The following is a 19,241-nucleotide window of genomic DNA, read 5'->3' on the forward strand; positions in this document are numbered from 1 at the left end:
CACGAAGTGGCAGGTGCCGGGCGGAGCCCGGCTTGTTGTTATGGTGGTGAAATCAGTTCACTAGCATGCCAGTGAATACATACGCTTGGGCCAGGGTGATCAGACCGACGAACGTGGCAAAGATCAAGCTGTGCTTCAGGGTGAAGCGGAACAGATCCGACTCCTTGCCGACCATGCCGGTGGCGGCGCAGGCCACGGCGATGGATTGTGGCGAAATCATCTTGCCGGTTACGCCGCCGCTGGTATTAGCCGCCACCAGCAGGGTTTCGTTGACGCCGATCTGCTGCGCAGTAGTGGCCTGCAGCGAGCTGAACAGGGCATTGGACGACGTGTCCGAGCCTGTCAGGAACACGCCCAGCCAGCCCAGGAAGGGCGAGAAGAACGGGAACAAGACGCCAGTGCCGGCCAAGACCAGCGCAAGGGTGCTGGACATGCCCGAATAGTTGGTAACAAAGGCGAAGCCCAGCACCATGCCGATGGAGATGATCGGCCATTTCAGTTCCACCACGGTGTCCTTGAAAGTGGTCAGGCCATTTTTAGGCGTGATCTTCAGGATCAGCATGGAAATCAGCGCCGAGAAGAAGATCGCGGTCCCGGTGGCAGAAATCGGATCAAGCTTGAATACCGCAGCGATCGGCGTCGGCTCGGTGACGATCGGCGCGATCTTGATCGCCAGATTATGCAGATACGGAATTTCAAACATAAACACGGTGAAATCCAGCGGGCCGCCGGTTGCGAACAACGCCTTGAATGGTTTCAGGGTCCACAGCGTCACCATGGCGGTCAGTACCAGGAAGGGCGACCACGCCTTGAGGATCTGGCCGAAGTTGTAGGGTGACGGCTCGGTGCTGCGCATCTTACCGAAACCGCCGGCTACCGCTGCGCTGCCTGCACTGACGCCAACCACGGCGGGAACGGCAGCCTGGGCCGGTTGCCAGACTTTGAGGAACAGCGTCAGGGACACCAGGCTGACCAGCGCCGAGGTGATGTCCGGCAGTTCCGGGCCAATGTAGTTGGAGGTGAAATACTGGGTTACGGCAAAGCTGACTCCGGCTACCAGAGTCGCGGGCCAGGTTTCCTTGATGCCGCGCCAGCCGTCCATCATTGCCACCAGCCAGAACGGCACGATGACCGACAGAATGGGCAATTGGCGACCGGCCATGGCGCCGATGTCGAAGGCGTCGATGCCGGTCACCTGGCCGGCGACGATGATCGGGATGCCCAGGGCGCCAAAGGCCACCGGCGCGGTGTTGGCGATCAGGCACAAGCCTGCGGCGTACAACGGGTTGAAACCCAGGCCAACGAGCAGGGCGGCGGTGATTGCCACCGGTGCGCCAAAGCCAGCGGCACCTTCCAAAAACGCGCCGAAGCAGAAGCCGATCAACAGCACTTGCAGGCGCTGGTCCCCGGTAATCGACAGCACCGAGCTACGAATGATCTCGAACTGGCCGCTCTTGACCGTGAGCTTGTAGAGGAACACCGCCGCGACGATGATCCAGGCAATCGGCCAGAGACCGTAGATGAAGCCGTAGCCAGCTGAGGCGAGGGCCATTTCGGCCGGCATGCCAAAGGCCAGAATGGCGACCAGGATAGACAGCGCGAGCGTGATGGTGCCCGCCACATGCCCCTTGAGGCGGAACACCGCCAGGGCCAGGAAGAAGAACACAATGGGGATCAGCGCCACCAGTGCGGAAAGGCCGAGGCTGCCCAGTGGGGCGTAGAGTTGTTGCCAGGTTTGCATCTGGGGTGGCTCCCTAATTGTTGTGATCGCCCGGCGGGTGGCCGCTAGGGCAGCAAAAACAGCTGACAGGATAATTGGTCAGACCAATTTACAGTTCAGGATCGACAGAGTAAAAGTGCTGTCGATTGCCTGTCAATTTGCGCACCTGCGACTTTGGTATTGGTTGCGCCACGTAATGGGTTGGTGCGATCTAGCGAGCCAAGCAAGAGGAATTGGTTGTTTAAAGTATATGCAGCGCTGATACGGGACCGGCCGGCGCCGATGAGCTGTCGGTGGCGAAAGGGCGACATATCAGGGCTCAGACGGCGCGGGTAGAATGGCCGCTGATTTAATCAATGCGTGAAAGGGGAAGGGCGTATGGGGTTCGGGCGGGTGCAGCAGCGGCGCTTATCAGACGATATCGTCGAGCGATTGCAGAGCATGATTCTGGAAGGCACCCTCAAACCAGGCGAGCGCCTGCCGGCCGAGCGCGTGCTGGCCGAGCAGTTTGGTGTATCGCGCCCTTCATTACGCGAGGCGATCCAAAAACTGGCGGCCAAGGGGCTGTTGGTCAGTCGTCAGGGCGGCGGTAATTTTGTCGCTGAAGCCTTGGGTTCGACATTTAGCGATCCGCTGCTGCAGCTCTTGGAGAATAATGCCGATGCCCAGCGCGATCTGCTGGAATTTCGCCACACCCTGGAAGGTGCATGCGCCTACTACGCCGCCCAGCGGGCGACGGAGCTTGATCAGCAGCGCCTGACTGCCGCTTTTGCTGAGCTGCAGGAGTGTTACGCACGCAGCGATACCGTCACGCGTATGGAAGAAGGCGTGGCGGACGCGCACTTTCACTTGGCCATTGCCGAGGCAAGCCACAACGCGGTTCTGTTGCACACCATTCGCGGCTTGTTCGATCTGCTCAAGCGCAACGTGGTCACCAATATTGGTGGTATGTACGCCGTGCGCAGCGAAACCCGTGACATGCTGATGCAGCAGCACCGGGAGTTGTACGAGGCGGTTATCGAACGCCGAGCAGCGGATGCCAGAGATATCGTGCACCGGCATATCAGCTACGTGCAGGATGTGTTGGCGGCCGGTCAGCAGGAAGAGCAGCGCGAAGCGCGAGCGCGACGGCGGGTAGGGGTGTAGTGGGCGGGGCGCCTGAATGCTAGAAGCAGGGCCCCGACCGGGAGCTGGAGCGCTTAGTCGCCCTTGCCCTTGGTGCGCATGGCGCGTTGCACCTCGCGGTCGGCGTCGCGCTCTTTCTCGGTGTGGCGCTTGTCGAAGTCCTTCTTGCCCTTGGCCAAGGCGATTTCGCATTTGACCAGGTGGCTTTTCCAGTACAGCGACAGGGCCACGCAGGTATAGCCTTTTTGCTGCACCGAGCCGAACAGCTTGTCCAGCTCGCGCGCATTCAGCAGCAGCTTGCGGGTCCGTGTCGGGTCGGCAATGACGTGGGTGCTGGCGGTCTTGAGCGGGCTGATATGGCAACCCATCAGCCAGGCTTCGCCATCCTTGAGCAGGACATAGCTATCCACCAGCTGGGCCTTGCCCGCGCGCAGACTTTTGACTTCCCAACCAGCCAGGGCCAGGCCGGCCTCGAACTTATGCTCGATAAAATAATCATGCAGCGCCTTTTTATTAAGTGCGATGCTGCCCTGCGATTGTTTCTTTTGTTTAGCCATAGGGCGCGCATTATAGGGAGTCGCGATGCTGATGGCGACTGCCCGCGCATGTCAAAACTTGAGAGACAGCGACTAATCTCCGACAATGCGCGCAGTTTTTAGTCATCCCCTGGCCAGCGGCCACGACGTATTGCCGTTTTCGGTGCTGCGCCGCCGAATCGAGGAATTTAAGTCCGCATGACGACGCATATCCAACGCTCCGCGCTGTTGCCGTATCCGGCGCGGGCGCTTTATGACCTGGTCAATGATGTGGCGCGTTATCCGGAGTTCTTGCCGTGGTGTTCAGCCACCGAAATCCTGGCCAGTGATGAACACGAGATGCGGGCCAGCATGACCTTGGCCAAGGCGGGTATGAGTCAGCGCTTCGTGACCCGTAACAGCCTGCAGGCGGGCGAGTCCATCATCATGGACCTGGAGGATGGCCCGTTCAGTCAACTGCACGGGGTTTGGCATTTTAAAGCGCTGACTGAAAAAGCCTGCAAGATCAGCCTGGACCTGACATTCGATTACGACGGTCCGTTGATCAAGGCGACCCTGGGGCCATTATTCAATCAGGCGGCCAACACCTTGGTGGATGCTTTTTGCCAGCGAGCCAAGCAGCTATATGGATAAGTCGCCTATCGCCATCGAGGTGGTATATGCGCTGGCCGACAAGCAGAAATTGCTGCGACTGAGCGTGCCGAGCGGCACTACCCTGCGCGAGGCTGCGTTGCGCTCGGGGCTGGATGCGGAGTTTCCGGGGCTGGATCTGGCGGGTAGTCCGCTGGGAATCTTTGGCAAGGCGGTGGCCAAGCCGGAGGAGCGTGTTTTGGAAGACGGTGAGCGGGTGGAGATCTACCGACCGCTGATAGCTGATCCCAAGGAAGTACGCAAGCAGCGTGCTGCGCGTGCGGCACGCGCCAAGGCGGGCGAGGGGGACTAAAGCACCTGGCGCCCAAGCGCGCGTTAGGCGTTACGGGCGGGGCGCTGTACCCAGAATGGCTTCATCGCGGCTGACGCCGGGACGGAAGTCGCCAGACATGCTGACCAGCTGGTCGTTGCCATCAAATTCCAGGCTTATGCGTTCTTGCTGACGCTCACCGCCACCGGGCTGCAGGCTGTAGAGATAATCCCAGCGATTGGCGTGAAATGTATCTGTAATCAAGGGGTTGCCCATGATAAACCGCACTTGGCGTCGGGTCATTCCAGGGCGCAACTGGTCTATCATGTCCTGCGTGACGACATTGCCTTGCTGAATGTCGATTTTATAGACCCCAGGGAATGAACAGCCGGCGACTGCCAGGAGTGCCATCAGGCAGAAACTCGAGAGCAAGAGCTTGGTGTTTTGCATCGGAGGGTGACTTCCACTATCTTGGCCGGGCAGTTGACCCGGATCATACCCGTATGTAGGGAGCTGCGAAACAGCAGCCACGAGAAAGCTGACCATGTCTGAAAACAACGAACTGCGAAAGGCAGGCCTTAAAGTAACTCTCCCGCGAGTCAAGATCCTGCAAATGCTGGATACCGCAGAACAGCGGCACATGAGCGCGGAAGATGTCTACAAAGCATTGATGGAGGCTGGCGAAGATGTTGGCTTGGCCACCGTCTATCGCGTGCTGACCCAATTCGAAGCCTCCGGTCTGGTGACTCGGCATAATTTCGATGGTGGTCACGCCGTTTTCGAACTCGCCGACAGTGGCCACCATGATCACATGGTGTGTGTCGATACCGGCGAGGTCATCGAATTCATGGACGCCGATATCGAGCGGCGCCAAAAGCAGATTGTTGAAGAGCATGGCTTTGAGCTGGTCAACCACAATCTGGTGCTGTACGTACGCAAGAAGCCATAAGGCGAATCCGAATAGCAAAAAGGCGACCTTTATAGGTCGCCTTTTTTATGGCGGTGTTCTGGTTGCTCTGCGTGCAAGTCAGGCCTTGGCGCTGCTGATCATCTTGCGTGCATGGGCCAGGGATTCTTTGGTCAGGTCGACACCGCCGAGCATGCGTGCGACTTCCTCGATGCGTTGTGCCGACTCCAGGTGGGTCACGGCAGTGCGTGTCTCATCGCTGCCGCGCAGTTTGTGCACAAACAGGTGTTGGTGACCTTGCGCGGCTACCTGGGGAAGATGGGTGACGGTCAATACTTGGCCGCCTTCGCCTAGGCGGCGTAGCAGCTGACCGACCACTTCGGCGGTGGGGCCGCCAATGCCGACGTCCACTTCATCGAACACTAGAGTGGGTACGCGCGAGGTCTGTGCCGTAATCACTTGGATGGCCAGGCTGATGCGCGACAGTTCGCCGCCTGACGCCACTTTGCCCAGTGGGCGCAGGGGTTGGCCGGGGTTGGCGCTGACCTGAAACTCAACCAGCTCCAATCCTTGAGGCTGCGGAATGTCCTGCTTGCCGGCGTGCAGTTCGATGCTGAAGCGCCCGCCGGGCATGCCCAGGCGCTGCATTTCCTGTTCTACGGCCGCGCTCAGGCGCTGGGCGGCGTCGCTGCGCAAGGCGCTTAGTTCGGTGGCTTTGTCCTGATAGTGACGGGTGTAAGCGGTGAGTTCTTCGTCCAGGCGTTCAAGTGCCTGGTCATCGGCGTTCAGACCCTCCAGCTCATCTAGCAGGCGTTGCTGCAATTCACCCAGCTCGCTCGGTTGCACGCGGTGTTTGCGGGCCAGGGTATAGATGGTGTCGAGGCGCTCTTCGAGGAATTGCTGGCGCTCGGGATCGGCATCGAAATGATCGAGGAAACGGTTCAACTCGCCGACGGCTTCTTCGACCTGAATCTGCGCGCTGGCCAGCAGGTTCACGGCTTCGCTCAGTGCGCCGGGCTGGCTGCTGAAACCAGTCAGGCGACTCAGGCTGGAAGTCAAGGCCGAGAGGACGTTGCCGGCATCGTTCTCGCTGCACAGCTCGATCACCAGACGGCAGGCGCTCAGCAGCTGTTCGGCATTGCTGAGATTCTTGTGTTCCTGCTCCAGTTGTTCCAGTTCCTGTTCGCCCAGGGCCAGGTTTTCCAATTCTTCCAGCTGGTAACTGAGCAACTGGTGGCGCGCGCGCTGCTCTTCGCTGGTGCTGGAGATGCGCTCCAGTTCCTGGCGAGTCTGCCGCCAGCGAACTGCGGCAAGTTGCACCTGGCGGGCCAGTTCGCTGGCGCCGGCATAGGCATCGAGCAAGCGGTGATGGGTGTCGATCTTCAGCAGCGACTGATGCTCATGCTGGCTGTGGATATCAATAAGCAATTCGCCCAGGGCTTTGAGATCGCCCTGCGGACAGGGGGTGCCATTTATATAGGAGCGTGAGCGTCCTTCGGCGGTGATCACCCGGCGCAGGATACATGGGCCGTCTTGTTCAAGGTCGCGCTCGCGCAGCCAGGCCTGGGCTTCAGGAATTCGGGTGACATCAAAGCTGGCCAGGATATCGGCCTTGTCTGCACCGGGGCGTACCACGCTGCTGTCGGCGCGATCGCCCAGAGCCAGACCGAGGGCGTCGAGCATGATCGACTTGCCGGCCCCCGTCTCGCCGGTGATGACGCTCATCCCGCCGCTCAGTTCGAGGTCCAGGTGTTCGACAATGGCGTAATTATGGATGGACAGGTGCGCCAGCATGATGAGCTCCCAGAATTCTTGGCTGTGTATTTATACAGTGGTCGGCGGGGGCGCTTCAAGCGTCCTTCTTCCTGGTTTGAAGAAAAAAATTACGATGTTGGGGGTGTGTGTGCGTGCGGGGGTTGAAGAAGCAGGCGGCGCCCCCATATTGGCCGGCATTCGACGCTGGCAATGTCCGGCATTCCCTTTCATAGGAGACTCCCATGGCTGATGAACAAAACCTGGAAAACCAGAATGCGGAAGCAGCCCCGGCTGCTGAGGCAAATGGCGAGGCGCTGGACGCTCGTATCCAAGAGTTGGAAGAGCAACTGGCCGGCGCACAGGATCAAGTGTTGCGCACCGCAGCCGAATTGCAGAATGTGCGTCGCCGCGCAGAGCAAGATGTGGAAAAGGCACACAAGTTCGCGTTGGAAAAGTTTTCCGCGGACCTGCTGGCCGTCGTCGACAGCCTGGAGCGCGGGCTGGAAATGACCAACCCGAATGATGAGGCCAGCAAGGCGGTACGCGAAGGCCTGGAGCTGACGCATAAACTGCTGCTCGACACGCTCAAGCGCCATCAACTGGAGCAAGTGGACCCGCACGGCGAGCCTTTCGACCCTGAGCATCATCAGGCCATGGCCATGGAAGAGAGCGCAACGCTCGAGCCGGGCAGCGTGGTCAAGGTGTTCCAGAAGGGTTATCTGCTCAATGGCCGGCTGTTGCGCCCGGCCATGGTGGTGGTCAGCAAGGCCGCGGCCAACACGCCGCCGTCGATCAACGAGCAGGCTTGAAATCCATCAGCCAGCCCCCATCTGTGTGAACAAGCGTAATTGAGCTGGAGCGGCCCGGAATAGGGACGCGGTAAAAACCAAATTTCGGGAGAAATGAAATGGGTAAAATCATCGGCATCGACCTGGGGACAACCAACTCCTGCGTCTCTATTCTGGAAAACGGTAACGTCAAGGTTATCGAGAACGCCGAGGGTGGTCGCACCACTCCGTCGATCATCGCCTACACCAATGATGGCGAAACCCTGGTTGGCCAGTCGGCCAAGCGCCAGGCGGTCACCAACCCGCACAACACCCTGTACGCGGTGAAGCGTCTGATCGGCCGTCGTTTCGATGAAGACGTCGTGCAGAAAGACATCAGCATGGTGCCTTACAAGATCGTTAAGGCTGACAATGGCGATGCCTGGGTCGAGGTGAAGGGCGACAAGATGGCCCCGCCGCAGATCAGCGCCGAAGTGCTGAAGAAGATGAAGAAGACCGCCGAAGACTACCTCGGCGAGCCGGTTACCGAAGCGGTCATCACTGTGCCGGCCTACTTCAACGACAGCCAACGTCAGGCCACCAAGGATGCCGGTCGCATTGCTGGCCTGGACGTCAAGCGCATCATCAACGAGCCCACCGCGGCTGCGCTGGCGTATGGTATGGACAAGGCCAAGGGCGACCACACTGTAATCGTCTATGACCTGGGTGGCGGTACTTTCGACGTGTCGGTCATCGAGATCGCTGAAGTCGACGGGGAGCACCAGTTCGAAGTGTTGGCCACCAACGGCGACACCTTCCTGGGCGGTGAAGACTTTGACATTCGTCTGATCGACTATCTCGTCGACGAGTTCAACAAAGAAACCGGCATGAACCTCAAGGGCGACCCGCTGGCCATGCAGCGCCTGAAGGAAGCTGCCGAGAAGGCCAAGATCGAGCTGTCCTCCGCGCAGCAGACCGACGTCAACCTGCCGTACATCACCGCCGATGCGTCGGGTCCGAAGCACCTGAACGTGAAGATTTCCCGCGCCAAGCTGGAAGCCTTGGTCGAAGACCTGGTGCAGCGCACCATTGAGCCGTGCCGCATTGCTCTGAAGGATGCCGGTATCGACGTCGGCAAGATCGATGACGTGATCCTGGTCGGCGGTCAGACTCGCATGCCGCTGGTGCAGCAGAAAGTTGCCGAGTTCTTCGGCAAGGAAGCGCGCAAGGACGTCAACCCGGATGAAGCCGTGGCCATGGGTGCTGCCATCCAGGGCGCCGTGCTGGCCGGCGATGTCAAGGACGTGCTGCTGCTCGACGTGTCGCCGCTGACCCTGGGTATCGAAACCCTGGGTGGCGTGATGACCCCGCTGATCGAGAAGAACACCACTATTCCGACCAAGAAGTCCCAGGTGTTCTCCACCGCCGACGACAATCAGGGCGCGGTGACCATTCACGTGCTGCAGGGCGAGCGCAAGCAAGCCGCGCAGAACAAATCACTGGGCAAGTTCGACCTGGCCGATATTCCGCCGGCGCCGCGTGGCGTTCCGCAGATCGAAGTGACCTTCGACATTGACGCCAACGGTATCCTCAACGTGTCTGCCAAGGACAAGGCCACCGGCAAGCAGCAGTCCATCGTGATCAAGGCCAACTCCGGCCTCTCCGACGAAGAAATCGAGCAAATGGTGCGTGATGCCGAGGCTAATGCCGAGGAAGATCGCAAGTTCGAAGAGCTGGCTGGCGCGCGCAACCAAGGCGACCAGTTGGTGCATGCGACCCGCAAGATGATCGTCGAGGCGGGCGACAAGGCCACCGACGAAGACAAGGCTGCCATCGAAAAAGCCATTGGCGAACTTGAAGTCGCGGTGAAGGGCGACGACAAGACGGTGATTGAGGCGAAGATGACCGCGTTGTCGGAAGTCACCGCCCCGCTGGCGCAGAAGATGTATGCCGAACAGCCCCAGGCCGGCGAAGCCCAGCCGGGCGCTGGCAACGAGAGCAGTGCCAAATCGGCTGGCGACGACGTGGTCGACGCCGAGTTCGAAGAGGTCAAGGAAAACAAGTAAACGTCACGTTTGCTTCCGCCTCACCGCGCACGGCCCCTGGGGTCGTGCGTCCTTGACACGCCACGCGGGAGCCTGCTCCCGCGTTGACGTGTCTGGAGGGGGCGTCAGAGGAATCCGAGAGAAATGGCAAAACGAGACTATTACGAAATACTGGGCGTGGAGCGCAGTGCCAGTGAGGCCGAGCTGAAAAAGGCTTACCGACGTCTGGCGATGAAGTACCACCCCGACCGCAATCCGGACGACCATGACGCGGAAGAGAAATTCAAAGAAGCCAATGAGGCTTATGAAGTTCTTTCCGATGCTAGTAAGCGCGGCGCTTATGATCAATACGGCCACGCTGGTGTCGATCCGCAGATGGGCGGTGGGGCCGGCTTCGGTGGTAACGCAAGCTTCTCCGACATCTTCGGCGACGTGTTCAGTGATTTCTTCGGCGGACAGCGTGGCGGCCAGCGCGGCGGCCCGATGCGTGGCAGCGATCTGCGCTACACGCTGGAGCTGGATCTGGAAGAAGCGGTGCGCGGCACGACAGTGACCATCCGTGTGCCGACCCTGGTCGGTTGCAAAACCTGCGACGGCTCCGGGGCAAAGAAGGGCACCAGCCCGGTCACCTGCACGACCTGCGGCGGTATCGGTCAGGTGCGCATGCAGCAGGGCTTTTTCTCGGTGCAGCAGACCTGCCCGCGCTGCCATGGCAGTGGCAAGATGATCACCGATCCCTGTGGCACCTGCCATGGCCAGGGGCGCACGGAAGAGCACAAGACCCTGTCGGTCAAAGTGCCAGCGGGCGTCGATTCCGGAGACCGCATTCGCCTGTCGGGCGAAGGTGAGGCCGGCACGCTGGGCGGCCCGCCCGGTGACCTGTATGTGGTGGTCAACGTACGTGAGCACGCAATCTTCGAGCGCGATGGCAAGCATCTGTACTGTGAAGTGCCGATCAGCTTCGCCGATGCCGCGCTGGGCGGTGAGCTGGAAGTGCCGACCCTGGATGGCCGCGTCAAGCTGAAGATCCCTGAGGCGACCCAGACCGGCAAGATGTTCCGCTTGCGCGGCAAGGGCGTGGCGCCAGTGCGCGGTGGCGGTGCAGGCGATCTGATGTGCCGGGTGGTGGTGGAAACCCCGGTGAATCTCGGCAAGCGTCAGCGCGAACTGCTGGAAGAGTTCCGCAGCAGCCTGCAGAACGACAGCTCGCATTCGCCCAAGGCCAGCGGCTGGTTCGAAGGCATGAAGCGCTTTTTCGGCGATCTATAACTCAAAGTTGCAAGCTGCAAGCAGCAAGCCTCAATCAGGCGGCGCTTGCAGCTTGAGGCTTGCAGCTCGGAGCTGACTTTATGCAACGTATAGCAGTCATGGGCGCCGCCGGGCGCATGGGCAAAACCCTGATCGAAGCGGTACGCCAGGCCGAGGGTGCTCAGCTAAGCACCGCCATCGATCGCCCAGACAGCAGTCTGGTGGGCGCGGATGCCGGCGAGCTGGTGGGGTTGGGCAAAATCGGCGTGCAACTGTCGGGTGATCTGGCCAGCGTGCTGGACAACTTTGACGTGTTGATCGATTTCACTCACCCGACCGTGACGTTGAAGAATCTCGAGCTCTGTCGTCAGGCCGGCAAGGCCATGGTAATTGGCACTACAGGATTCAGTCCTGAAGAAAAGGAGCTGCTGGCCGAAGCAGGCAAGGAAATTCCGATCGTCTTTGCGGCCAACTTCAGCGTCGGCGTCAATCTGTGCCTGAAGTTGCTGGACACCGCCGCGCGCGTGCTCGGTGACGATGTGGATATCGAAATCATCGAGGCCCACCATCGTCACAAGGTCGATGCACCGTCGGGTACCGCGCTGCGCATGGGCGAAGTCGTCGCCAATGCCCTGGGGCGCGATCTGCAGAAGGTTGCGGTGTATGGGCGCGAAGGTCAGACCGGTGCCCGAGAGCGCGAAACCATCGGTTTCGCCACCGTACGCGCTGGCGATGTGGTCGGTGACCACACCGTGCTGTTCGCTGCTGATGGCGAGCGCGTGGAAATCACCCATAAGGCATCCAGTCGCATGACCTTTGCCAAGGGAGCGGTGCGCGCCGCGTTGTGGTTGAAGGATCGGCCAGCGTCGCTGTATGACATGCAGGATGTGCTCGGGCTCCAGTAATGGATGCAGGCGGTGCGACTGGAGGCGAAAATCCATGCGCATTAACGGTGGACCCAAATCGGTCATTTCTGTACACTTTCGCATTTAGTGTGTCCACTAAAGTTACGCAGAATGACCCAATAAAAAAGCGGGATGACCTTCACACGTCATCCCGCTTTTTTACAGTCTGCGTTTGCGCCAGCCAGATCTACGGGAGGTCTCTTGAGTACGCCAGCCATACTTGCACTTGCTGATGGCAGCATTTTTCGCGGTGAATCCATCGGTGCCGATGGGCAAACCATCGGCGAGGTCGTGTTCAACACCGCCATGACCGGCTATCAGGAAATCCTCACCGATCCCTCCTACGCACAGCAAATCGTCACCCTGACTTATCCCCATATCGGCAACACCGGCACCACGCCGGAAGACGCCGAGTCCGATCGTGTCTGGGCTGCCGGCCTGGTCATTCGCGACCTGCCGTTGCTGGCCAGTAACTGGCGCTGCAAGCAGCCGCTGGATGAGTACCTCAAAGAACACGGCACGGTGGCCATTGCTGGTATTGATACTCGTCGATTGACCCGTATCCTGCGTGAAAAAGGCGCTCAGAATGGCTGTATCCTGGCCGGTACCGACGCCACCGAGGAAAAAGCCCTTGAGCTGGCGCGCAGCTTTCCCGGCCTCAAAGGCATGGACTTGGCCAAGGTAGTCAGTACCCAGGAGCGCTACGAGTGGCGCTCGGGCATGTGGACACTGGAAACTGACAGCCATCCGGAGATCCCCGCAGCCGAGTTGCCCTACCATGTCGTGGCGTACGATTACGGCGTCAAGCGCAACATCCTACGCATGCTGGTCGCGAGGGGTTGCCGGGTGACCGTGCTGCCAGCCCAGGCGCCGGCCAGCGAGGCCCTGGCGCTGAATCCCGATGGCATCTTCCTGTCCAATGGTCCTGGCGATCCCGAGCCATGCGACTACGCCATCCAGGCGATCAAGGACGTTCTCGAGACAGACATCCCGGTGTTCGGTATCTGCCTGGGTCATCAATTGCTGGCCCTGGCGTCCGGCGCCAAGACAGTGAAAATGGGCTGTGGCCATCACGGTGCCAACCACCCGGTGCAGGACCTCAAAACTGGCGTGGTGATGATCACCAGCCAAAACCACGGTTTTGCTGCGGATGCTGACAACCTGCCGTCGTGCTTGCGCGCCACGCACAAGTCGCTGTTCGATGGCACCCTGCAGGGTATTGAGCGCACCGACAAGGTTGCCTTTGGCTTCCAGGGTCACCCTGAAGCCAGCCCGGGCCCCAACGATGTGGCTCCGCTGTTCGACCGCTTCATCGCCGCCATGGCGGCGCGCAAGTAAGGTCGCGCGACGATGCTGGCGAGCCTGGGGGTAATTGACCTGTGGACCTATGTCCTCGGGACGGTACTGGTGATTCTGTTGCCAGGCCCCAATTCACTGTTCGTGCTCGCCAGCGCTGCTCGTCGAGGGGTGGCAGCCGGCTACAGTGCCGCTGCTGCGGTGTTCATCGGTGACAGCCTGCTGATGCTCGCTGCTGCACTGGGCGTGGTCTCGCTGCTCAAGGCCGAGCCGCTGTTATTCGTTGCCCTGAAGTACCTGGGAGCGGCCTACCTGTTCTACATCGGCTTCAACATGCTGCGCGGCGCCTGGCGCCAGTGGCATCAGCCGCAGCAGAAAGCAGCTGGAACATCCGCGCATGAGTTGGCTGAGCCGTTCCGGCGCGCTCTGTTGCTCAGCCTGTCGAACCCCAAGGCGATCCTGTTTTTCGTGTCCTTTTTTATCCAGTTCGTCGACCCGGCATACGCCAATCCGGGTTTGTCATTCCTGGTGCTGGGCACGATTCTGCAGGTAATCAGCCTGACCTACTTGAGCGTTCTGATTTTCACCGGTGCACGCCTGGCGCAGTGGTTTCGCCAGCGGCAGCGGTTGGTCGCCGGTGCCAGTAGTGGCATCGGCGCCTTGTTCGTCGGCTTTGGCGTGAAGCTGGCCACCGCAACCTTGTCCTGATTACTCGAGAGTCCCATGCCAAAACGTACAGACATTAAAAGTATCCTGATTCTCGGCGCCGGCCCCATCGTCATCGGCCAGGCGTGCGAATTCGACTACTCCGGCGCCCAGGCCTGCAAGGCCCTGCGCGAGGAAGGTTTTCGCGTCATTCTGGTGAATTCCAACCCGGCCACCATCATGACCGACCCGGCCATGGCCGACGCCACCTACATCGAGCCGATCAAATGGCAGACCGTGGCCAAGATCATCGAGAAAGAGCGTCCCGATGCGCTGCTGCCGACCATGGGTGGCCAGACCGCGCTGAACTGTGCATTGGACCTGGAAAAGCACGGCGTGCTGGAAAAATTTGGCGTCGAGATGATCGGAGCCAATGCCGACACCATCGATAAGGCCGAAGACCGATCGCGCTTCGACAAGGCCATGAAAGACATCGGCCTGGCCTGTCCGGTCTCAGGCATTGCGCGCAGCATGGAAGAAGCCTTCAAGGTGCTCGAGAAGGTCGGTTTCCCGTGCATCATTCGCCCCTCGTTCACCATGGGCGGCACCGGTGGCGGCATTGCCTACAACCGGGAAGAGTTTGAAGAAATCTGCACCCGGGGTCTGGACCTGTCGCCAACCAACGAGTTGCTGATCGACGAATCGCTGATCGGTTGGAAAGAGTACGAGATGGAGGTTGTCCGCGATAAGAACGACAACTGCATCATCGTCTGCTCCATCGAAAACTTCGACCCGATGGGCGTGCATACCGGCGACTCGATTACTGTCGCCCCGGCCCAGACGCTCACCGACAAGGAATACCAGATCCTGCGCAACGCCTCCCTGGCGGTACTGCGCGAGATTGGCGTGGAAACCGGCGGCTCCAACGTGCAATTCGGCATCTGCCCGGACACCGGCCGGATGGTGGTCATCGAGATGAACCCGCGCGTGTCGCGTTCTTCGGCGCTGGCCTCCAAGGCCACCGGCTTCCCGATCGCTAAGATTGCCGCCAAGCTGGCGGTCGGCTATACCCTGGACGAGCTGTCCAACGACATCACTGGCGGCCGCACCCCGGCCTCCTTTGAGCCGGCCATCGATTATGTCGTGACCAAGATTCCGCGCTTCGCCTTCGAGAAATTCCCCAAGGCTGACGCTCGCCTGACCACACAGATGAAGTCGGTGGGCGAGGTCATGGCCATTGGCCGGACCTTCCAGGAGTCCATGCAGAAAGCGTTGCGCGGACTGGAAGTGGGTGTGAGCGGTTTCGATCCCATGCTCGACCTGAACGACCCGGAAGCCGAGAGCATTCTCAAGCGTGAGCTGACCGTGCCCAGCGCCGACCGCGTGTGGTACGTCGCCGATGCCTTCCGTGCAGGCAAGACGATTGCCGACGTGTTCGAACTGACCCGCATCGACGAGTGGTTCCTGGTACAGATCGAAGACCTGGTCAAGGAGGAGGAAAAGGTCAAGACCCTGAACCTCTCCAGCATCGATCGAGATTTGATGTACAAGCTGAAGCGCAAGGGCTTCTCCGATGCGCGCCTGGCCAAGCTGCTCGGCGTCAGTGAGAAGAGCCTGCGCAACCATCGCCACAAGCTCAAGGTGCTGCCGGTCTACAAGCGCGTGGACACCTGCGCCGCCGAGTTCGCCACCGATACCGCCTACATGTACTCGACCTATGAGGAAGAGTGCGAGGCGAATGCTTCTGACCGCGACAAGATCATGATTCTTGGCGGCGGCCCGAACCGTATCGGCCAAGGCATCGAGTTCGATTATTGCTGTGTGCACGCAGCGCTGGCGATGCGTGAAGACGGTTACGAGACCATCATGGTCAACTGCAACCCCGAAACCGTCTCGACCGACTACGACACCTCTGATCGTCTGTATTTCGAGCCGGTCACCCTGGAAGACGTGCTTGAAATCGTGCGCATCGAGCAGCCCAAGGGCGTGATCGTGCAGTACGGCGGTCAAACGCCGCTGAAGCTGTGCCGCGCGCTTGAAGAAGCGGGTGTCAATATCATCGGCACCAGCCCGGACGCCATCGATCGCGCCGAAGACCGTGAGCGTTTCCAGCAGATGGTCCAGCGTTTGGGCCTGCGTCAGCCGCAGAACGCCACCGCGCGCAGCGAAGACGAAGCGTTGACCGCTTCCAAGACCATTGGCTATCCGATGGTAGTACGCCCTTCCTATGTGCTCGGCGGTCGGGCGATGGAAATCGTTTACCAGGAAGAAGAACTCAAGCGCTACATGCGCGAAGCCGTGCAAGTCTCCAACGACAGCCCGGTGCTGCTGGACCACTTCCTCAACTGCGCCATCGAGGTCGATATCGATGCCGTGTGCGATGGCGAGCAAGTGGTCATCGGCGCGATCATGCAGCACATCGAGCAGGCTGGCGTGCACTCAGGCGACTCCGCCTGCTCGCTGCCGCCTTACTCGCTGCCCATGCACATCCAGGACAAGATCCGCGAACAGGTCAAGGCCATGGCCCTGGAACTGGGCGTGGTCGGTCTGATGAACGTGCAGATGGCGGTGCAGGGCGAAGATATTTTCGTCATCGAAGTGAACCCGCGTGCTTCGCGTACCGTACCCTTCGTGTCCAAGTGCATCGGCGAGTCGCTGGCCAAGGTGGCCGCGCGCGTCATGGCCGGCAAGACCCTGGCGGAAATCGGTTTCACCCAGGAAATCATTCCAAACTTCTACAGCGTCAAGGAAGCGGTCTTCCCGTTCGCCAAATTCCCGGGCGTCGACACCATCCTTGGCCCAGAGATGAAGTCCACCGGCGAAGTCATGGGCGTGGGCGACAGCTTCGCCGAGGCTTTCGCCAAGGCTCAGTTGGGTGCCAGTGAAGTACTGCCGACCGGTGGCTGTGCCTTTATCAGCGTGCGCGAGGACGACAAGCCGTTCGTTGCGCAGGTGGCTGCTGATCTGGTCGAGTTGGGCTTCGAAGTGGTCGCAACCGCTGGTACCGCTAAAATCATCGAGGCCGCCGGTCTGCCGGTGCGCCGCGTGAACAAGGTGACCGAAGGTCGTCCTCACGTGGTTGATATGATCAAAAACGAAGAAGTGACGCTGATTATCAACACCACCGAAGGACGTCAGTCGATCGCTGATTCTTATTCCATTCGACGTAATGCCCTGCAGCACAAAGTATGCATCACCACCACACTGGCAGGCGGCCAGGCGGTGTGTGAAGCGCTGAAGTTCGGCCCCGAGAAGACGGTCCGTCGGCTGCAGGAGCTCCATGCAGGAATCAAGGCATGACAAGCAAATTTCCCATGACCGTTCAGGGCGCTCGCGCCCTGGAAGAAGAATTGGCTCACTTGACCAAGGTCGTGCGCCCGAAACTTAGTAAGGAGATCGGTACGGCGCGTGAATTGGGCGATCTCAAGGAAAACGCTGAGTACCATGCGGCCCGCGAGCAGCAAGGCATGGTCGAGGCGCGCATTCGCGATATCGAAGGTCGGCTGCAGCATGCGATCGTGATCGATGTCACGACCATTGCTCACACCGGTAAAGTAATTTTCGGCACCACTGTGGATATCGCTAACTGCGAAACCGATGAGCAGGTGACCTACCAAATCGTGGGTGACGACGAAGCTGATGTGAAAATCGGCAAGCTGTCGGTCAGTTCGCCTATCGCCCGCGCCCTGGTGGGCAAGGAAGAGGGTGATGTGGTGACGGTAAAGACACCGAGTGGGCTGATTGAGTACGAGATTGTCCAGGTTCGACACATCTGACTCACGGCCCTTGCGGGCCGCTGGCATCACCTGGCTGCTGGCCCAGACATTCTGGGTTGGCGGCCTGTGGTTGCTGCATTTCGTGGTCTTTCCTGCGCTGGAAAAAGTCGGGCTGGCACCACTACTGATTGACGAAATTGCCAATGGGCTGCGCCCACTGCTGGTAGGCTTTGCAGCTTTTTGCGCGGTTATGCAGGCTGTCGTGCTGGTATTAGCGCAAGGCGCGCGGGGAATTTGGCGAGACACGCGCAGCCAATTGTTACTGGCTGTCGTGTTGCTGGCGGCCGGTCATCTGGCAAGTAGTGCTGGCTGGATGGGCTCGGCGTATTGGCAAGTATTCAGCTACCTGGCCATGGCGGTCTGTGGTTTGCTGCTTGTGCTGCAGCCCGTGCCGGGCAGAGAGCAGCGCTAGAAGCTGGCAGCCTGTTGGCTTCCAGCTTTGCGTTTTGCTTAAGCCTGGTGCCGATGGACGTTGGAAAGCTGGCGGTTCGCATTAGGATTTTTGCGATACACCAAGGCCATTTTTCCGATGCTTTGTACCAGCTCGCAGTTGGCGGCCTGGCACAGCTCCACGATCACTGCGTGACGATCATCCCGTTCAGCGATGCGAAACTGGATCTTGATCAGTTCATGGTCGGCAAGCGCGCGTTCCAGCTCAGCCAGGACTCCTTCGCTCAAGCCATTATCCGCGACGATCAATACCGGTTTCAGATGGTGGCCGATAGATTTGAATTGTTTCTTCTGCTCTTGCGAGAGCGCCATAATCAAGCCCTGAAGTTCAATGTACAAAAAAGGCGGCTAGTGTACCCGAGCCGTCGTCCAAGAGGTATTACGTGGCCCGTTCCAAGACTAGCCAGCGCTGGCTGAAAGAACACTTTGACGACCCCTATGTGAAGATGGCGCAAAAGGACGGTTACCGATCCCGTGCCAGCTACAAATTGTTGGAGATCCAGGAGAAGGATCGCATCCTGCGCCCCGGCATGACCGTGGTCGATCTGGGCGCTGCCCCTGGGGGCTGGTCACAGGTGACCAGCCGGGTGATTGGTGACAGGGGGCGCCTGATCGCGTCGGACATTCTGGAGATGGACAGCATCCCTGATGTGACCTTTGTCCAGGGCGACTTCACCGATGATGTCGTGTTCGCGCAATTGCTGGAAGCCATTGGTGATTCCAAAGTAGACCTTGTGATTTCCGATATGGCCCCCAATATGAGTGGTGTCAGAGCCTCCGATCAGCCACGCGCCATGTATTTGTGCGAGTTGGCATTGGACCTGGCCACCCGGGTACTGCGCCCTGGTGGCGATTTTCTGATCAAGATTTTCCAGGGTGAAGGCTTCGACGAGTATCACAAGCAGACGCGCCAGATGTTCGAGAAGGTGCAGATGCGCAAGCCCCTGTCCTCGCGGGATAGATCGCGAGAGCAGTATTTGCTGGCCCGCGGTTTTCGCGATCAGCAGATGTAATTAACGCCCGAGCCTGCAGTCAAAGGTTCATAAAGGGTTACAGACGGCACCTGCGCTGGCAGGGGTTGTGTAGTAAGTTAGGCCGGAATAAACCAGCCGTCATGCGGGGCATGCTCCGGACCGGGGCCAGCTTCAGAGGGTAGCTAATTGAA

18 protein-coding genes and 1 pseudogene are annotated in these 19,241 nt (G+C 59.7%); 14 read left to right on the forward strand and 5 right to left on the reverse strand.

Features of this window, described 5'->3' with window-relative positions; translation table 11 throughout:
• Window positions 1-52: 52 nt before the first annotated feature.
• Window positions 53-1,741: a lactate permease LctP family transporter gene (locus tag H9642_RS03350; RefSeq protein WP_251834980.1), complete on the reverse strand. Its 1,689-nt coding sequence runs from the start codon at window positions 1,739-1,741 to the stop codon at window positions 53-55.
• Window positions 1,742-2,098: 357 nt separating this feature from the next.
• On the opposite strand from H9642_RS03350, the gene H9642_RS03355 reads away from it, so the two are divergent.
• Window positions 2,099-2,866 carry a GntR family transcriptional regulator gene (locus H9642_RS03355; RefSeq protein ID WP_251834981.1) on the forward strand — a complete coding sequence of 256 codons (768 nt, stop codon included), beginning with the start codon at window positions 2,099-2,101 and terminating at the stop codon, window positions 2,864-2,866.
• A 53-nt stretch (window positions 2,867-2,919) separates the two neighbouring features.
• Here the strand turns inward: H9642_RS03355 and smpB are convergent, their stop codons facing one another.
• Complete coding sequence (smpB, locus tag H9642_RS03360) at window positions 2,920-3,402, reverse strand: SsrA-binding protein SmpB (RefSeq protein WP_251834982.1); 483 nt, start codon at window positions 3,400-3,402, stop codon at window positions 2,920-2,922.
• A gap of 177 nt (window positions 3,403-3,579) precedes the next feature.
• Between smpB and H9642_RS03365 the strand changes: the two genes are divergently transcribed.
• Together H9642_RS03365 and H9642_RS03370 are read left to right on the forward strand one after the other, a co-directional pair.
• The gene (locus H9642_RS03365) at window positions 3,580-4,014 is read left to right on the forward strand and encodes a type II toxin-antitoxin system RatA family toxin (protein ID WP_251834983.1); all 435 of its coding nucleotides are present in this window, start codon (window positions 3,580-3,582) and stop codon (window positions 4,012-4,014) included.
• Entirely contained in the window at window positions 4,007-4,324 is a 318-nt protein-coding gene (locus H9642_RS03370; RefSeq protein WP_251834984.1) for an RnfH family protein, read from the forward strand. Before H9642_RS03365 ends, H9642_RS03370 begins: the two co-directional genes overlap by 8 nt.
• Before the next feature lie 48 nt (window positions 4,325-4,372).
• Here the strand turns inward: H9642_RS03370 and H9642_RS03375 are convergent.
• A pseudogene (locus tag H9642_RS03375) lies at window positions 4,373-4,732 on the reverse strand (outer membrane protein assembly factor BamE); the annotation flags it as partial.
• 94 nt (window positions 4,733-4,826) lie between these two features.
• On the opposite strand from H9642_RS03375, the gene fur reads away from it, so the two are divergent.
• The gene (gene fur, locus H9642_RS03380) at window positions 4,827-5,231 is read left to right on the forward strand and encodes a ferric iron uptake transcriptional regulator (protein ID WP_251834985.1); all 405 of its coding nucleotides are present in this window, start codon (window positions 4,827-4,829) and stop codon (window positions 5,229-5,231) included.
• Between the two features lie 78 nt (window positions 5,232-5,309).
• On the opposite strand, the gene recN is transcribed toward fur, so the two are convergent.
• Entirely contained in the window at window positions 5,310-6,983 is a 1,674-nt protein-coding gene (gene recN, locus H9642_RS03385; protein WP_251834986.1) for a DNA repair protein RecN, read from the reverse strand.
• Window positions 6,984-7,186: 203 nt separating this feature from the next.
• Between recN and grpE the strand changes: the two genes are divergently transcribed.
• The 9 genes from grpE (at window position 7,187) to H9642_RS03430 (ending at window position 18,038) form a co-directional block, all read left to right on the forward strand.
• Window positions 7,187-7,753, forward strand: coding sequence for a nucleotide exchange factor GrpE (gene grpE / locus H9642_RS03390; protein WP_251834987.1), 567 nt, complete (start codon window positions 7,187-7,189; stop codon window positions 7,751-7,753).
• A gap of 98 nt (window positions 7,754-7,851) precedes the next feature.
• The gene (gene dnaK, locus H9642_RS03395) at window positions 7,852-9,777 is read left to right on the forward strand and encodes a molecular chaperone DnaK (RefSeq protein WP_251834988.1); all 1,926 of its coding nucleotides are present in this window, start codon (window positions 7,852-7,854) and stop codon (window positions 9,775-9,777) included.
• A gap of 123 nt (window positions 9,778-9,900) precedes the next feature.
• Complete coding sequence (dnaJ, locus tag H9642_RS03400; RefSeq protein WP_251834989.1) at window positions 9,901-11,025, forward strand: molecular chaperone DnaJ; 1,125 nt, start codon at window positions 9,901-9,903, stop codon at window positions 11,023-11,025.
• An 80-nt stretch (window positions 11,026-11,105) separates the two neighbouring features.
• Window positions 11,106-11,909, forward strand: coding sequence for a 4-hydroxy-tetrahydrodipicolinate reductase (gene dapB / locus H9642_RS03405; protein WP_251834990.1), 804 nt, complete (start codon window positions 11,106-11,108; stop codon window positions 11,907-11,909).
• Window positions 11,910-12,110: 201 nt separating this feature from the next.
• On the forward strand, window positions 12,111-13,247 hold the full coding sequence (gene carA / locus H9642_RS03410) for a glutamine-hydrolyzing carbamoyl-phosphate synthase small subunit (RefSeq protein WP_251834991.1): 1,137 nt from the start codon (window positions 12,111-12,113) through the stop codon (window positions 13,245-13,247).
• Between the two features lie 12 nt (window positions 13,248-13,259).
• Window positions 13,260-13,913 carry a leucine efflux protein LeuE gene (gene leuE / locus H9642_RS03415; RefSeq protein ID WP_433962659.1) on the forward strand — a complete coding sequence of 218 codons (654 nt, stop codon included), beginning with the start codon at window positions 13,260-13,262 and terminating at the stop codon, window positions 13,911-13,913.
• Between the two features lie 15 nt (window positions 13,914-13,928).
• Window positions 13,929-17,150 (forward strand): carbamoyl-phosphate synthase large subunit, encoded by a 3,222-nt coding sequence (carB, locus tag H9642_RS03420; protein WP_251834992.1) that lies wholly within the window; start codon window positions 13,929-13,931, stop codon window positions 17,148-17,150.
• A complete protein-coding gene (gene greA, locus H9642_RS03425) occupies window positions 17,147-17,626 on the forward strand; it encodes a transcription elongation factor GreA (RefSeq protein WP_251834993.1) in 480 nt (159 codons plus the stop codon). Before carB ends, greA begins: the two co-directional genes overlap by 4 nt.
• On the forward strand, window positions 17,604-18,038 hold the full coding sequence (locus H9642_RS03430) for a DUF4149 domain-containing protein (protein ID WP_251834994.1): 435 nt from the start codon (window positions 17,604-17,606) through the stop codon (window positions 18,036-18,038). The genes greA and H9642_RS03430 overlap by 23 nt, the downstream gene beginning before the upstream one ends.
• Before the next feature lie 38 nt (window positions 18,039-18,076).
• Here H9642_RS03430 and H9642_RS03435 read toward each other — a convergent pair whose 3' ends face one another.
• The gene (locus H9642_RS03435) at window positions 18,077-18,388 is read right to left on the reverse strand and encodes a YhbY family RNA-binding protein (protein WP_251835359.1); all 312 of its coding nucleotides are present in this window, start codon (window positions 18,386-18,388) and stop codon (window positions 18,077-18,079) included.
• Window positions 18,389-18,459: 71 nt separating this feature from the next.
• Between H9642_RS03435 and rlmE the strand changes: the two genes are divergently transcribed.
• Window positions 18,460-19,089 carry a 23S rRNA (uridine(2552)-2'-O)-methyltransferase RlmE gene (gene rlmE, locus H9642_RS03440; protein ID WP_251834995.1) on the forward strand — a complete coding sequence of 210 codons (630 nt, stop codon included), beginning with the start codon at window positions 18,460-18,462 and terminating at the stop codon, window positions 19,087-19,089.
• The last annotated feature ends 152 nt before the right edge of the window (window positions 19,090-19,241 follow it).

This window comes from Serpens gallinarum, assembly GCF_014836765.1.
Classification (GTDB): Bacteria; Pseudomonadota; Gammaproteobacteria; order Pseudomonadales; family Pseudomonadaceae; genus Serpens; species Serpens gallinarum.